At 68.9% G+C, this 14,740-nt stretch carries 15 protein-coding genes; 14 read left to right on the top strand and 1 reads right to left on the bottom strand.

What is annotated here, in order from left to right; translation table 11 throughout:
- Positions 1-4 precede the first annotated feature (4 nt).
- The 9 genes from ACQPYY_RS22060 (at position 5) to thpD (ending at position 8,184) form a co-directional block, all read left to right on the top strand.
- The gene (locus tag ACQPYY_RS22060) at positions 5-2,257 is read left to right on the top strand and encodes a molybdopterin-dependent oxidoreductase (RefSeq protein WP_433590832.1); all 2,253 of its coding nucleotides are present in this window, start codon (positions 5-7) and stop codon (positions 2,255-2,257) included.
- Positions 2,254-2,757 (top strand): winged helix-turn-helix transcriptional regulator, encoded by a 504-nt coding sequence (locus tag ACQPYY_RS22055; protein WP_357095641.1) that lies wholly within the window; start codon positions 2,254-2,256, stop codon positions 2,755-2,757. The genes ACQPYY_RS22060 and ACQPYY_RS22055 overlap by 4 nt, the downstream gene beginning before the upstream one ends.
- Positions 2,758-2,785: 28 nt before the next feature.
- The gene (locus ACQPYY_RS22050; protein ID WP_357287133.1) at positions 2,786-3,328 is read left to right on the top strand and encodes a YaeQ family protein; all 543 of its coding nucleotides are present in this window, start codon (positions 2,786-2,788) and stop codon (positions 3,326-3,328) included.
- A complete protein-coding gene (locus ACQPYY_RS22045; RefSeq protein WP_433590831.1) occupies positions 3,328-4,014 on the top strand; it encodes a L,D-transpeptidase family protein in 687 nt (228 codons plus the stop codon). The genes ACQPYY_RS22050 and ACQPYY_RS22045 overlap by 1 nt, the downstream gene beginning before the upstream one ends.
- 251 nt (positions 4,015-4,265) lie before the next feature.
- Positions 4,266-4,991, top strand: a complete 726-nt coding sequence (locus ACQPYY_RS22040) for a response regulator transcription factor (protein ID WP_433590830.1) — start codon at positions 4,266-4,268, stop codon at positions 4,989-4,991.
- 94 nt (positions 4,992-5,085) lie between these two features.
- A complete protein-coding gene (gene ectA, locus ACQPYY_RS22035; RefSeq protein ID WP_379271755.1) occupies positions 5,086-5,622 on the top strand; it encodes a diaminobutyrate acetyltransferase in 537 nt (178 codons plus the stop codon).
- Positions 5,619-6,899 carry a diaminobutyrate--2-oxoglutarate transaminase gene (gene ectB, locus ACQPYY_RS22030; RefSeq protein ID WP_379104811.1) on the top strand — a complete coding sequence of 427 codons (1,281 nt, stop codon included), beginning with the start codon at positions 5,619-5,621 and terminating at the stop codon, positions 6,897-6,899. The genes ectA and ectB overlap by 4 nt, the downstream gene beginning before the upstream one ends.
- 1 nt (position 6,900) lies before the next feature.
- Entirely contained in the window at positions 6,901-7,290 is a 390-nt protein-coding gene (locus ACQPYY_RS22025; RefSeq protein WP_379104808.1) for an ectoine synthase, read from the top strand.
- Positions 7,291-7,299: 9 nt separating this feature from the next.
- A complete protein-coding gene (gene thpD, locus ACQPYY_RS22020; RefSeq protein WP_433590829.1) occupies positions 7,300-8,184 on the top strand; it encodes an ectoine hydroxylase in 885 nt (294 codons plus the stop codon).
- 6 nt (positions 8,185-8,190) lie between these two features.
- Here the strand turns inward: thpD and ACQPYY_RS22015 are convergent, their stop codons facing one another.
- Positions 8,191-9,135, bottom strand: a complete 945-nt coding sequence (locus ACQPYY_RS22015; protein WP_433590828.1) for an oxygenase MpaB family protein — start codon at positions 9,133-9,135, stop codon at positions 8,191-8,193.
- A 136-nt stretch (positions 9,136-9,271) separates the two neighbouring features.
- Here ACQPYY_RS22015 and ACQPYY_RS22010 point away from each other — a divergent pair, with 136 nt between their 5' ends.
- From ACQPYY_RS22010 to ACQPYY_RS21990, 5 genes are all read left to right on the top strand, one after another.
- On the top strand, positions 9,272-9,931 hold the full coding sequence (locus ACQPYY_RS22010; RefSeq protein WP_433590827.1) for a TetR/AcrR family transcriptional regulator: 660 nt from the start codon (positions 9,272-9,274) through the stop codon (positions 9,929-9,931).
- Between the two features lie 114 nt (positions 9,932-10,045).
- A complete protein-coding gene (locus ACQPYY_RS22005) occupies positions 10,046-11,461 on the top strand; it encodes a cytochrome P450 (RefSeq protein ID WP_433590826.1) in 1,416 nt (471 codons plus the stop codon).
- A complete protein-coding gene (locus tag ACQPYY_RS22000; protein ID WP_433590825.1) occupies positions 11,458-12,360 on the top strand; it encodes an alpha/beta fold hydrolase in 903 nt (300 codons plus the stop codon). The genes ACQPYY_RS22005 and ACQPYY_RS22000 overlap by 4 nt, the downstream gene beginning before the upstream one ends.
- Positions 12,344-13,201, top strand: coding sequence for an SDR family NAD(P)-dependent oxidoreductase (locus ACQPYY_RS21995; protein ID WP_433590824.1), 858 nt, complete (start codon positions 12,344-12,346; stop codon positions 13,199-13,201). Before ACQPYY_RS22000 ends, ACQPYY_RS21995 begins: the two co-directional genes overlap by 17 nt.
- Positions 13,198-14,691 (top strand): flavin-containing monooxygenase, encoded by a 1,494-nt coding sequence (locus ACQPYY_RS21990; RefSeq protein ID WP_433590823.1) that lies wholly within the window; start codon positions 13,198-13,200, stop codon positions 14,689-14,691. Before ACQPYY_RS21995 ends, ACQPYY_RS21990 begins: the two co-directional genes overlap by 4 nt.
- The last annotated feature ends 49 nt before the right edge of the window (positions 14,692-14,740 follow it).

Genomic DNA, 14,740 nt, shown 5'->3' with positions numbered 1-14,740 from the left:
TCACATGACGGAGTGGCGGCCCACGGCCTGCATCCTGTGCGAGTGCAACTGCGGCATCCAGGTGCTGCTCGGCCCGGACGGCCGGTCCTTCGAGAAGATCCGCGGTGACAAGCTGCATCCCGCCTCGGAGGGCTACACCTGTAACAAGGCCCTGCAGCTGGACCGCTACCAGAACGGGCGCACCGGCCGCCTGACCTCGCCGCTGCGCCGCCGCGCCGACGGCGGCTTCGAGGAAATCGATTGGGACACCGCGATTTCCGAGATCTCGGCCCGGCTGCTCGAGATCGGCCACCACTTCGGCGGGGAATCGATCTTCTACTACGGCGGCGGCGGTCAGGGCAATCACCTGGGCGGCGCGTACGCCCCGGCGACCATGGCCGCCTTCGGCATGAAGTACCGCTCCAGCGCGCTGGCGCAGGAGAAGACCGGCGACTTCTGGGTGGGCGCGCGCATGACGGGCTACCCGATGCGCGCCGATGTCGAGCACGCCGAGGTGGCGTTCTTCATCGGCAAGAATCCCTATCAGTCGCACGGCTTCCCGCGAGCGCGCACGGTGCTCAAGGAGATCGCCAAGGATCCCGCCCGGTCCATGATCGTGCTGGATCCGGTCCGCACCGAGACCGCGGAACTGGCCGATTTCCACCTGCAGCTCAAGCCCGGCACCGATGTGTACCTGCTCACGGCCATGGCCGCGATCCTGGTGCGCGACAACCTCCTCGACGGCGAGTGGCTGGCCGCCCACACCACCGGACTCGACGCCGTCCTCGAGGTGCTGCGGACGGTGCCGATCGAGAAGTACTGCGCCATCGCCGATGTCGACCCGGAGCTGGTGACCGCGGCGACGCACCGGCTGGCGGCGGCCGAATCGGTGGCGGCGCTCGAGGATCTCGGCGTGCAGATGAACCGGTACTCGACCGTGGTCAGTTATGTAGAGAAGCTGGTCTGGCTGCTCACCGGCAATGTCGGAAAGCCCGGCACCCAATACGCTTTCACCGGACTGAGCAATCTCGGCCACGACCGCGGCCACCCGGCCGGCGAGGGCCCGAAGAGCCCGGTGGCGGGCGCGCAGATCGTGAGCGGGCTGGTGCCGTGCAATGTGATCAGCGAGGAGATCCTCACCGACCACCCCGCCCGCTACCGGGCCATGGTCATCGAGAGCGCCAATCCCGCGCACTCCCTGGCCGATTCGGCCCGCATGCGCGAGGCGCTGCGGGCGCTGGAACTGGTGGTCGTCATCGACGTCGCCATGACCGAGACCGCCCGCGAGGCCGACTACGTGCTGCCCGCGCCCACCCAGTTCGAGAAGTTCGAGGCCACCTTCTTCAACTTCGACTTCCCGCGCAATATCTTCCACCTGCGCCACCCCGTGCTGCCCGCCCCCGCGGGCGTGCTGCCCGAACCCGAGATCCACGCCCGCCTGGTCGAGGCCGCGGGCGTGCTGGGCGAGGCCGATTACGCGCCGCTGCGGGCCGCGCTGGCCCAGGGCCGGGAGGCGTTCGCCATGGCCTTCCTGGGCATTCTGGGCGATCCGGCCCGCTCGAAACTGGCTCCCGTGCTGCTGTACCGGACGCTGGGGGAGACCCTGCCCGATGGCGCGGCGTCGGCGGCGTTGTTGTGGGCGGCCGCCTACAACATGGTCCGCAAGTTCCCGGCCAGCGTCGAGCGTGCCGGGTACGGCACCGGCTTGGAGGCGGGGGAGCGGCTGTTCGAGGCGATCCTGACGGGCAGGCACGGCATCGTGATCTCCGAGGACGATTACGAGGAGACCTGGAACCGGGTGCGCGACAAGGTGATCCGGCTGGAGGTGCCCGAGCTGCTGGAGGTGGTCGCGACCCTGCCCGAGCCCGCCGCCGACGACCTCGCGGCCTGGCCGTTCGTTCTCTCCGCCGGGGAGCGGCGGGCCTTCACCGCCAACACCATCTTCCGGGATCCGGCCTGGCGTAAGCGCGATGCGGCCGGAACCCTGCGCATCAGCACCGGCGACGCCGAACGGCTCGGGCTCACCGCCGGGGACCTGGTGCAGGTCACCACCCGCCGCGGCACCGCGCGCGTGCCCGTCGAACCCACCGACCGGATGCGCTCGGGCCACCTGTCGCTGCCCAACGGTTTCGGGCTCTCGGTCGCCGGCGCCGACGGCACCCCGGTCACCACCGGGACCGCGCCCAACGAGCTGACCTCGGTCGAGGATCGCGACGAATGGGTCGGCACCCCCTGGCACAAGTACGTTCCCGCCCGCCTGGATACCGTGACCACATGAAACGTACGAGTTTCGCGAACTGGCCGTGCACCGTCGCCCGCACCGTCGACCTGCTGGGCGACTGGTGGACGCCGCTGATCCTGCGCGAAGCTTTTTACGGCGCCAAGCGTTTCGACGATTTCGAATCCACCCTCGGGCTCAGCCGCAATGTCCTCACCCAGCGGCTGACCCGTCTGGTGGAGGCGGGCCTGCTCGACAAGGTCCCCTACCAGGATCGTCCGGTGCGCCACGAGTACCGGCTCACCACCCAGGGCCGCGACTTCTTTCCGGTGATCGCGGCCATGATGGCCTGGGGCGACCGCTATCTGGCCCCCGAATCCGGGGAGCCGGTGCTGCTCCACCACACCGCCTGCGACCACGACACACACGCCGAGGTGGTGTGCGCGCACTGCCGCGAGCCGCTGCGCCACGAGGACATCTCCGCCCGGCTGGGCCCGGGCTTCCCGGCGCGGCTGCGCGACGCGGCCTTGGCGACGGGCCGGTTCGCCGACGAGCCCTGAACCAGGGGTGTTCTAAGCTGCAAGCACTATGGCCCTGAACGCGACTCTCCATACCTTCGCCGTGCAACTGTCCGACATCGATCGGGGGGTGTACGAGGAGTTGGATCTGCGGGTCGCCCAGCATCCTTCGGAGACGGCCGAATACATGCTGACCCGGGTGCTGGCCTACTGTCTCGAGTACGAGGAGGGCATCGCGTTCAGTGTCGGCGGCGTCTCCTCCACCGATGAGCCGCCGGTGATGATCCGTGATCTCACCACCCGCATGACCGCCTGGATCGATGTGGGCGCGCCCGACGCCGCCCGCATCCACCGGGGCAGTAAACTGGCCGACCGCGTGGTCATCTACACCCACCGGGATCCGGTCAAGGTGCTGGCGCAGCTCCCGGCCAAGCGGATTCACCACGCTTCGGAGATTCGCGTCTACTCGTTCGACCCCACCTTCATCGAGGACGCGACTCCGTTCCTGCAGCGCCGCAACGCGCTCACGCTCTCGATCACCGACCGGCACCTGTATCTGGAGCTGAACGGCAACACGCTGTCGACCGACATCGAAGAGCACCGCCTGTCCTGATGGCCGTCTCCCATCGACGCCTGCTCAGCGCGGCCGCGGTCACCGCGGCCCTGCTGACAGTGGCGGTCGGCTGCGGCCGGCGGCACTCCGAGACCGGCGATCAACCCGATTACCGCGGCCCGGCCGGGCAGGTTATCACCGTGATCTCCGATTCGGCCGACGCGACCACGGCCACCCTCAGCGCGTGGGATCGGGTTGGGGCGCAGTGGGTTCGGGCGATCGGACCGCTGCGGGCCGATGTCGGCGCGCAGGGCATCGGCCCCGCCAGTGAATCGGCGACCCGCTCACCCGCCGGAATCTGGTCGCTGACAGAGGCTTTCGGCATCGCCGCCGACAATGGCACGCGGCTGCCGTACCGGCGGGTGACGACCTCGGACTGGTGGGTGTCGGACACCGCGTCGCGGTTCTACAACACGCATCACAGTTGCGCGCCCGGTAGCTGTCCGTTCGACGAATCGGCCGGTGAGGATCTGGGGAGCGCGGGCCCGGCCTACGATCACGCCGTCGTCATCGACTACAACCGCGCCCCCGTCGTCGCGGGGGCCGGATCGGCCTATTTCCTGCACGTCGGCGACGGCCATCCGACCGCGGGCTGCGTCGCGGTTCCCGCCGCCGACCTGGACCGACTCATGCGCTGGCTGGATCCGGCGCGCGGGCCGGTCATCGATATCGCCGTCCGGGAATAGGCCCCGAAAACCACGATTTCGCATACGAAACACCTTGTGCCTGTTCTCACAATGTCGCACATGCGACCTGCGGGTTATCGGACCGGGTGAATAGCCGCGCCTTCCTCCGGAGTCGCATGAAAAGCATGTTTGACGTGTGGCAATTCCATCATTGCGCGCCAGCAATCGCGTGCATACCGCAAAAGCCAGCATGTTTCGGGCAACTAAGGTTCGGGTATTCGACTTTGTCGAACGCGAAAAGGAATTGAAACATGGGTGCGAGCCTGATGATCGTGGGGGACGACTACGGGGTCCGCGGCTCCTTGCGGGCGGCGATGGAAGAGGAAGGATACGAGGTCGCCGAGGCGGGCGCGGGTGAGGCCGCGCTGGAACAGCTGCGTGTGAACGGCGCGCCGGACGTGATGGTCGTGGACCTCCTGTCCGGTGAGATGGACGCCTTCACCTGTATTCGTGAGGTCCGGCGCGCGCACGAGGTGCCGATCATGGTGGTCAGCGCCAGCAACGACACCCATGACGTGGTCGCCGCCCTGGAGGCGGGGGCCGACGACTTCGTCACCAAGCCGTTCGAGATCAAGGAGATCAGCGCGCGCATGCGGGCGCTGCGGCGGCGCCCGCACCTGGGCGGGCTGCCCGACGAATCGGTGACCGAACCACTCACCGAGATCGTGCTCGACCCCGACGAGGCTGCGCCGCTGGTGCTTTCGCCCGAGGGTGGCGCGGTGCGGCGGGGCGAGGAGCAGATTCCGTTGACCATCACCGAATTCCGGCTGCTGTGCGAACTGGCCGCGAATCCGGGCCGTGTGCTCACCCGCACCCTGCTGCTCGAAAGAGCCTGGGACGAAGGCTTCTTCGGAGACGAACGACTCGTCGACGTCCATGTGCGGCGCTTGCGCACGAAGATCGAGGTCGATCCCTCCGATCCGCGCATCGTGGTGACGGTGCGCGGGCTCGGCTACCGCCTCGACATGCCCCGCTGAGCCCCGCGTCCCGGGCGGAGTCATCGGATCGTCATGAGATCGCAATGAGTTCGCATGGAAGACCTCAACGTTGCTTGGTCAGGCTGGGATGGTCATGCAGATCCCAATCAGCAAATTTGACGCGATATCCCAGCAAACCATCCAGATCCGGGAACCCGAGCTCGCCGACGGCGCGCACATGTGGCAGATCGCCGAGAACTCCCGGGTACTCGACACCAACTCCAGCTACGCCTATCTGCTGTGGTGCCGCGATTTCCCGGCCACCTCGATGGTCGCCGAGATCGACGGCGAGGTAGCCGGTTTCGTCATCGGCTACACCCGGCCGGCGTGGCCCAACGTCCTGTTCGTCTGGCAGGTGGCCGTGGACCAGCCGCACCGCGGGCACGGACTCGGCGTGGACATGCTCGACGCACTGCTGGAACGCACCACCGCGCACGGCATCACCCAGCTCGAAACCACCATCTCGCCGGACAATCCGGCGTCGGTGGCCATGTTCGCCGCCCTGGCCCGCCGCCGGGGCGCGGCTCTGACCCGCACGACCTTGTTCTCGGCGGATCAATTCCCCGGCGGGCATCAGCCGGAGGATCTCTACCGCATCGCACCGGTGACCACTCAGGAGGAACCGCGATGATCACCACCACCCCCGACCTGTCCGTGTTCGCGGATCTGGAATCGAATGTGCGCGGCTACTGCCGCTCCTGGCCGACGGTGTTCGACACCGCCTCGGGAGCCTGGCTGCGCGACGAGACCGGCCGCGAATACCTGGACTTCTTCGCCGGCGCGGGCGCGCTCAACTACGGCCACAACAACCCGGTGCTCAAGCAGTCGCTGCTCGACTACATCGCGGGCGACGGCCTGACCCACGGCCTGGACATGTCCACCGTCGCCAAACGCGAACTGCTGGAATCGCTGCGTGAGCGCATCCTGCGGCCGCGCGGCCTGGACTACAAGGTGCAGTTCCCCGGACCCACCGGCGCGAACGCGGTCGAGGCGGCGCTCAAACTGGCCCGCAAGGTGACCGGCCGCACCGAGATCCTCAACTTCACCAACGCTTTTCACGGCATGACGCTGGGCGCGCTCTCGGTCACCGGCAATGCGGCCAAGCGGGCGGGCGCGGGCGTGCCGTTGCAGCACGCCACCTCGATGCCCTTCGACGGCTACCTGTCCGGCGCCGAGGGCGACTCCTTCGAATGGATGGAGCGGGTCCTCGACGACGCCTCCTCCGGCCTGGACAGTCCGGCCGCCGTCATCGTCGAGACCGTGCAGGGCGAGGGCGGGGTCAATATCGCCAGCGTGGAATGGCTGCGCAAGCTGGCCGGATTGTGCTCCGCGCGCGAGATTCTGCTGATCGTGGACGACGTGCAGATGGGCTGTGGCCGCACCGGCCCGTTCTTCTCCTTCGAGAGCGCCGGCATCACACCGGATATCGTCACCCTGTCCAAGTCGATCGGCGGCTACGGCCTGCCGATGGCGCTGGTGTTGTTCAAACCCGAACTGGACCAGTGGAAGCCGGGCGAGCACAACGGCACCTTCCGCGGCAACAACCCGGCCTTCGTGACCGCCCGCACCGCCATCGAGCACTACTGGTCCGACGACGGCCTGGAGTCGGCCACCCGGGCCAAGGGCGCGCGCATCGATCGCGCCCTGACCGGCATGGCCGCGGCCTTCGACGGCGTGAGCGCCCGCGGGCGCGGGCTGGTGCACGGCCTGGTCTTCGACGACGCCTCCCAGGCGGAGAAGGTGTGCGCCGCCGCCTTCCAGCGCGGACTGCTGGTCGAGACCTCCGGCGCCGAGGACGAGGTGGTGAAACTGCTTCCGCCGCTGACCATTTCCGAGTACGAGCTCGATCACGGACTGGAACTGCTGGCCTCCTCGCTGGACGTCGTCGGCAGCGGACGGGGTCGCTGACATGATCGTGCGCACCACCGCCGAGATCACCGGCACCGACCGCGATGTCGCGGGTCCGGGCTGGCGCAGCAAGCGGATCGTGCTGGGCGGCGACCGGGTCGGGTTCTCGTTCCACGAGACCACCATCGACGCCGAGTCCGTCCACGAATTCCACTATCAGAATCACGTCGAGGCCGTCTGGCTGGTCGAGGGCGACGGCACCCTGGTCGATCTCGACCATGGCCTCACCTACGAGCTGGGCCCCGGCTCCATGTATCTGCTCGACGGCCATGAACGCCATCGCCTGTTCGCCCGCACCCGGATGCGCATGCTGTGCGTGTTCAATCCGCCGGTGACCGGGCAGGAGGTTCACGACGAGAACGGTGTCTACCCGCTGGTCGCCGTCGACTAGGAGATTCGAATGACCTTGTCCGACTACGGATTGATCGACCGTTACCGCACCCGCACGGTCGCCGGGACGCCGCCGATAGAGCGCGACGACCCGACGGTCTGGGGCCCGATCGACTCCCACGGCCTGGCCGAGTTCGACGACAACGGCTACGCCGTGCTGGACCTGCTGCTCGACCCGGACGAGGTGCGGGCGGTGGCGACCGAGATGCAGCACCTGACCAGCGATCCCGAGCTGCTGCTCGACGAGCGCGTGATCATCGAGCGGGCCTCGCATCGGGTGCGCTCGGTCTTCGACGTGCATCGGCTCAGCCCGATGATCGGGGAGCTGGTGCGCCAGGACCGGATCGCGGGTCTGGCCCGCCAGATCCTCGGCTCGGATGTCTACCTGCACCAGGCCCGGGTGAACTACATGCCCGGGTTCACCGGCGCCGGGTTCTACTGGCACTCCGACTTCGAGACCTGGCACGCCGAGGACGGTATGCCCGCCCCGCGCGCGGTGAGCCTGTCGATCGCCCTGACCGACAACTACCCGTTCAACGGCAGCCTGATGGTCATGCCCGGCTCGCATCGCACCTTCGTGCCGTGTCAGGGCGAGACGCCCACCGACCATCACCGGGTGTCGTTGCGGGAACAGCAGATCGGCGTTCCGTCCCAGGAAGCGCTCACCGACCTGGCGGGCAAGCACGGCATCACCCAGTTCACCGGTCCGGCGGGCTCGGCGCTGCTGTTCGACTCGAACCTGATGCACGGGTCCTCGGGCAACATCACGCCGTTCCCGCGCTCGAATCTGTTCCTGGTGTTCAACAGCGTCGAGAACACTCTGCGCGACCCGTATTCCGCACCGAGTCCGCGGCCGGAGTACCTGGCCGCCCGCGACTTCACACCGCTGATCTGAGCCGGATCAGCTTGCGGCGGTGACGGTCCGATGCCCGCGCGTCCCGTAGAGGCGGCGGGCATCGGCCGGGGTCACCGTTTCCAGCCGCGCGGGCAGCTCGCCCTTGATGTGCTGTTCGAGGATCTGCCCGGCCATCGGCGCGATGATCGGCGCGGCCATGATCAAGCCCTTCTTGTCGAAGAGGGTGAACAGCCACACCAGGATCCGGCCCGCCGGGCGCACCATGAGATCCACGAGGCCGGGCCGGTCGAACTGGCCCAGCTTGCGCTGCCACTTCGGCAGGGTCGCGATGGAGGCGAACGACAGGAGCCGCGCGCCCAGCGCGTAGGTCCAGCCCGCGCCGTTCTTGGGCGAGGTGAACAGCAGCTGCCGCATACCGTCCTGGGCGGCCTCCGAAGTGCACAGGCGCGCACGGACATCCGCGTAGTACTCGCGCACGCCCTCGCGGGTGATCGGCACGTCCTCGGGCTTGCAGGTCTGCAGCTCGGCGGCGATGCGGCACTCACGCCAGTACTGCGCCTCCTCCTCGGGAGTCAGTCCGGGCCCGAACATCTCGTAGGCCTTGAGCACCGACTGCCAGCCGGTGATGTGGATCCACAGCTGGGTCTCGGGGGAGTTGGCGCTGTAGCGCTGGCCGCTGATCGGCTCGATGCCGGTGTTCTTCGCGTGCACCGTCATCAGATGCTCGGAGGCCTGGATGGCGGTGCGGGAATCGCCGATGGCCACGATCAGGAAGTAGGCGAAGGTGGCGTCGAGGCGGTCGCGCGGCTCGGAGTAGATCTTGCCGGTGTCGGCGACGGCCGCGGTCAGGAACGGATCGAAGTGCTCGAGGGTGACCGCGCGCTGGAATCCGATGACGGCGGTGGGCGAGGTCCATACCTTCCAGCTCGGGGAATCCGGGCCGAAGAAGCCGTAGTCGTCGCGGCGGAGGGTGGTCGGATCGAAGGTCACTGGGGGCTCCTCTACAGGTTCGATCCCATGGAATACAACGCCACCGTAGCAATTGCGTGGAATGAATACAACGGTGGCGTAGCTTTACCCTGGGTGGGCGCGTGACCTCGCGATCCGGGATGACAGAATGGGGCCGATGACGGTGGAGGCAGGGGATGAGGGCATGACGGCCGACCGGCCGCGCCGGCGCTACGCGCCCCGGCTGCCACCCGAGGAACGTCGCGCGCAATTGCTCGACGCCGCCTTCGCGGTCCTGGAGAAGGCCGAACTCCACGAGCTCGGCATGGAGGCCGTCGCCGCCGAGGCCGGTGTGGGAAAACCCGTGCTGTACACCGTCTTCAAGACCCGTGCCGAACTCGTCGCCGCCCTGCTGGAACGCGAACGCGAACGCGCCCTCGAGCAGGTCGCCGACACCCTGCCCACCGACCTGCTCGGCGCGGATCCGGTGGTCGCGGCCTCCGCCTCGGTCCGCGCGTTCGTCGATGTGGCCCTGGACAATCCGACCCGGTGGCGGCTGCTGCTCTCGGGTCCCGGCAATGCCCCCGACGAATACCGCGAGGCCATCCGCAGCTCCCGCGCGGGCATCTTCGACCAGGCCGAGGCGCTGGTCCGCGTGGGCCTCATCACCGATTCCCGCTGGGCCGGAATCGATTCCGGCCTGCTCACCAACTCGCTGCTGACCATCGCCGAGATGCTGGGCCGGATGGCGGTCAGTGAACCGGATGTATACCCCCGTGAACGCATCGAGGGATTCGTCCAGGCCATCGTCGCGCTGCTCGTCGGCACCGGCCGGTAAGCGGAAAACGTCACCCCATCGCCCCTGACGTCGCGAAAGTGACCCTTGCCACACCCTGGTACACCGGCGTACCGTCGCGCTGGTACGCAGAGGTACCACGCTGGGAGATGGCGCATGACCACAGTGACACTGCCCGACGGACCGACGACGCCGGGCTTCGTGCAGGGCATCGAGATTCTGGCCGGGCGCACCCGCGCCTGGCGGCGGCTGCATCAGCGCTACGGGTCGGCGTTCGTGGTGTCGATGCCGCGTTTCGGACCCACCGTCGTGCTCTCCGACCCCGCCGAAGTGAAGGCGCTGTTCACCACCCACACCGATCTGGTCGACAACCTCGACATCAACCTCGGCCAATTCCTGGGCCCCGGTTCGCTGTTCGCGCGACGCGGTGAGGAGCACCGCAAGGAGCGCAAACTGCTCACCCCGCCCTTCCACGGGCGGCGGCTGGCGGTCTACGAATCGCTGATCGAGGAGGAGGCCGTCCGCGAGATGGCCACCTGGCCGTCGGGGCGCGAATTCGCGACCATGGATTCGATGATGCGCATCACGCTCAATGTGATCCTGCGCGCCGTATTCGGTGCGGAGGGAGCGGAATTCGAGCAACTGCGCGAGGTGATCCCGAAACTGGTGCTGGTCGCCTCCGCGCTGGCGGCGCTGCCGGTGCCGCCCGGATTGTTCGGGCGCTTCGGGCCGTGGGCGCGGTTCCAGGCCCACCGCGCGAGCTACGACGAGATCGTGGGGCGGCTCATCCGCCGCGCCGCCGCCGACCCGAACCTGGCCGACCGTGACGACGTGCTGGCCATGCTGCTGCAGGCCCGCTACGACGACGGCTCGGCCATGACGCAGAGCGAGATCGCCGACGAGCTGCTCACCCTGCTCACCGCGGGCCACGAGACCACCGCCACCTCGCTGGCCTGGACCGTTGAACGGCTGCGCCGGCATCCGCACATCCTGGCGCGCCTGGTCGAGGAGACCGACGCGGGCGGCTCCGCGCTGCGCGAGGCGACGCTGCTCGAGGTCCAGCGGGTGCGCCCGGTCATCGACGCCACCGCCCGCAAGGTGCGGGTGGACGATTTCCGGCTGGGCCGCTGGACGCTGCCGCGCGGTCAGCACGTCCTGGTCAGCATCCGGCTCATGCACGACAATCCGGAATTGTTCACCAACCCACGCGATTTCGACCCGGACCGGTTCGTCGACGCGCGGCCGGGGACATTCAACTGGATTCCGTTCGGCGGCGGCGCGCGCCGCTGCATCGGGGCGGCGTTCGCGACCATGGAGATGAACGTGGTGCTGCGGGTACTGCTGCGTGATTTCACCCTCGCGCCCACCGACGCGCCCGACGAGCGCACCCATTTCCGTGGCGTCGCACTGGCTCCCGCGAAGAAGGGACGCGCGGTCGTGTACCGCAGGGCGCCGCGGCCGCACGCCGGCGTGGAGTCCGGCGACACCGGCGCGGTGCCGGTCGAATCCAGCACTGTCACAAACGAATCCGCCGCCACCCGGGACGCGCGCGGCGAGCAGGTGACCGCATGAGCGAGCGGGTCGCCGAGGTCGGGCGGGGCATCACTCTCACCTACGAGCGGCAGGGCGCGGGCGTGCCGCTGCTGCTCATCGCCGGACTCGGGCAGCAGAAGCACGAATGGCACGACGGTCTGGTCGCGCAGCTGGTGGTCCGCGGCTACGACGTGGTGCGATTCGACAATCGCGACGTCGGCACCTCCACCCACGCCGGGTTCCGGCCGCCGGGCGGACTCGCCATGGCCCGCAAGCGCTGGGACGCACAGCAATACGATCTCGGGGACATGGCCACCGACACCGCCGGACTGCTCGACATCCTCGGCTGGCGGTCGGCGCACCTGGTCGGCATGTCGATGGGCGGGATGATCGCCCAGACCGTGGCGGCCCGCCATCCCGAGCGGGTGTCCTCGCTGACGTCGATCTTCTCCACCACGGGTGCGCCGCGCGTCGGGCGGCCCGCGCCGTCGACCTGGATTCGCATGTTCGCCAGGCCCGCTCGCACGCGGGAGGAGCATGTCGAGGCGGCGGTGCGCATGTACCGGCACATCGGGTCGGCCGGATATCCCCTCGACGAGCCGCGCATCCGGGCCACGGCGGGCCTCACCTGGGATCGAGATCCGCGCCCGGCGGCGGGCGTGGGCCGTCAGCTCGCCGGAATCCTCAAGTCCGGGGACCGGACTCGCGAGGTGCGGACCATCACCGCGCCCACACTGGTAGTGCACGGCGACCGCGACCAGATGGTGAACCCCACCGGCGGCGCGGTGACCGCCGCCGCGATCGCGGGCGCGCGCCTGCACACCGTGCCGGGCATGGGCCACGATCTGCCGGTCGCGCTCTGGCCCACCTTCGCCGACCTCATCGACACCCACATCCGCACCGTCGAATTCAGGAGTTCCGATGCCCCGAACCTCTAGGCCGCTGTCCGGCCATCCGGTCATGATCACCGGCGCGGCCTCGGGAATCGGGCGGGGACTGGCCCAGCTGCTGTCCCGCCGTGGGTCGCCGGTCGCCATCGCCGACATCGACGCCGACGGGTTGAAGCAGACCGCGGCCGGACTGAACGGGCCGGTGCTGACCCGGGTGCTGGACGTACGCGACGCCGCCGACCAGCTGGCCTTCGCCGAGGAAGTGAAGGCGTGGCTGACCGCGCCCCTGGCCGCGGTCTTCAACAATGCCGGTGTGGCCGTGTCCTCCTCGGTGCTCGACACCGTGCCCGAGGACGACGAATGGCTGCGGCAGATCAACTTCGACGGCGTCGTGAACGGGACGCGGGCCTTCCTGCCGATCCTGGTCGAACAGGGCAGCGGCGCGATCGTCAACACCTCCAGCGTGTTCGGACTGGCGGGCATGCCGTACCAGAGCGCCTACTGCGCGGCGAAATTCGCGGTGCGCGGATTCACCGACGCGCTGCGGCAGGAACTGCGGGGGACCGGCGTCTCGGCGGTGACCGCGCACCCCGGCGGCATTCGCACCAATATCGCCCGCAACGGACGCGTCCGCCAGGACCCGGAGGGCCGGGGCCGCAGCCAGGAGCAGATGGCCGCCGAATTCGAGGCCATGACCATGACCAGCCCGGAGAAAGCGGCCGAGATCATCTGCCGCGGAGTCGAACGCGGCAAGGCGCGCATCCTCGTCGGACCCGACGCGTATCTGTTCGACACCCTCACCCGGGTGACCCCGACGCACTACTTCGACGTGCTGTCGGTCGTGATGGGCCTGGCGCGGACCCGGGCCGCGAAGGGAGCGGGACGATGACCGAACACGTGGACGTACTGATCGTCGGGGCCGGACTGTCGGGCATCGGGGCGGCGCATCATCTCCAGGACGCGTTCCCGGATCGCAGCTACGCCATCCTCGAGGCTCGCGAGGCCATGGGCGGGACCTGGGACCTGTTCCGGTATCCGGGCGTGCGGTCGGACTCCGACATGCACACCCTCGGATACCGGTTCCGCCCGTGGGTGGCGGCCGAGGCCATCGCCGACGGGCCCGCCATCCTGTCCTACATTCGCGACACCGCCGCCGAGGCGGGCATCGACCAGCGAATCCGCTACGGGCACAGCGTGACCGGGGCCTCCTGGGACTCGGAAGAAGCGCGCTGGACCGTCGGATACCAGCACGACGGCAGGGCCTCGACCATCACCTGCGACTTCCTCTACCTGTGCAGCGGCTACTACCGCTACGACGAGGGCTACGTCCCGGAGTTCGCCGGTCTGGCCGACTTCCGCGGACAGGTCGTGCATCCGCAGCACTGGCCCGCCGAACTCGACTACGCCGGAAAGCGGGTCGTGGTGATCGGCAGCGGCGCGACCGCGGTGACGCTGGTGCCCGCCATGGCCGAGACCGCGGCGCACGTCACCATGTTGCAGCGCTCGCCCACCTACATCATGTCCGCGCCGACCGTCGACGCCATCGCCACCACGCTGCGGCGATGGCTGGGGGAGCGGCGCGCCTACGCCGTCACCCGCTGGAAGAACGTGGCCATCGGCACCGTCATCTACCAGCTCAGCCAGCGGCGACCGGCCATGATGCGCAAGTTCTTCCGGAACCTCACCATCAAGCAGCTGCCCGACGGCTACGACGTCGACACGCATTTCAATCCCAGCTACAACCCGTGGGATCAGCGGCTGTGCCTGGTGCCCGACGGGGATCTGTTCCGTTCCATCAGCGCCGGACGCGCCTCGGTGGCCACCGACCGCATCGAGCGGTTCACCGCGGACGGCATCCGCCTCGAGTCCGGGACCGAACTGCCCGCCGACATCGTGGTGACCGCGACCGGACTGGATCTGCTGGCGCTGGGCGGCATCGCGCTCACCGTCGACGGCCGCGAGATCGCGGCGTCCGACACCATGGCCTACAAGGGCATGATGCTCAGCGGCGTCCCGAATTTCGCCTTCACCATCGGCTACACCAACGCCTCCTGGACGCTCAAGGCCGACCTGGTCGCCGAATTCGTCTGCCGGCTGCTGCGGCACCTCGACGAGCACGGGTACAGCCAGGCCACGCCGTGGCCGGACCCGGCGGTGACCACCACGCCGCTGCTCGACTTCCAGGCGGGCTACGTGCTGCGGTCGATGGACCGCTTCCCCAAGGCCGGATCGCGCCCGCCCTGGCGGCTGGGCATGAACTACGCGCAGGACGTGATCACCTTGCGGCACGGGCGAATCGAGGACGGCACCATCCGCTTCGGCCGCCGCTCGGTGCGGGCCGCGAGCGCCGATCGCGGGCCCGAACCGGTGACCGCCTGACCTCGGTGACCAGCGCCGCGGCGAACACACCGGCCGCCGCGGCGCCCAC

This window comes from Nocardia sp. CA-145437, assembly GCF_050956485.1.
Lineage (GTDB): Bacteria > Actinomycetota > Actinomycetes > Mycobacteriales > Mycobacteriaceae > Nocardia.
The sequence above is the reverse complement of the archived record's forward strand: the minus strand, read 5'-3'. Positions and strand labels throughout refer to the sequence as shown.